Source organism: Burkholderia sp. SR8, assembly GCF_052851275.1.
Genome location: NZ_JAULUC010000097.1, coordinates 1 through 388 on the forward strand (window position 1 = coordinate 1; position 388 = coordinate 388).

The 388-nt window shown below is 63.9% G+C and carries 1 pseudogene; it reads right to left on the reverse strand.

Annotation, left to right across the window (positions count from 1 at the left end):
* Positions 1-388 (reverse strand): annotated as a pseudogene (locus Q3A80_RS31985) (RHS repeat-associated core domain-containing protein); the annotation flags it as partial.

Consider the following 388-nt stretch of genomic DNA (forward strand, 5'->3'; position numbering starts at 1 on the left):
CGTCACCATCCCATCCGAACACCGTCCGCTCGCCGTTCACCTCCTTCGCGATCCGTCGACCGAACGCATCATAGAAATACCGCGCGTGACTCTGCCGCGACGTCTCGACAACCCGCGCGGACAGCAAGCGATTGAATTCGTCCCACTGGTATTCCTGCTCACCCGCCGGCGTACGCTTGCGTACCAGATTCCCACGCGCGTCGTACTCGAAGTGCATCCCCGCATACGCCTTCAGCAGGTTCCCGAGCACCTTCGGCACCTCGACCGGCAACGTGCTTTCCGGCCGCACCGGGCTCGGACGCGACGCAGGCGTCTCCGCCGTCCGCACCGGATCGATGATGTTGCTCGCCGGATCGAACGCAAACCGTTCCTTCGCGACAGGACTGAC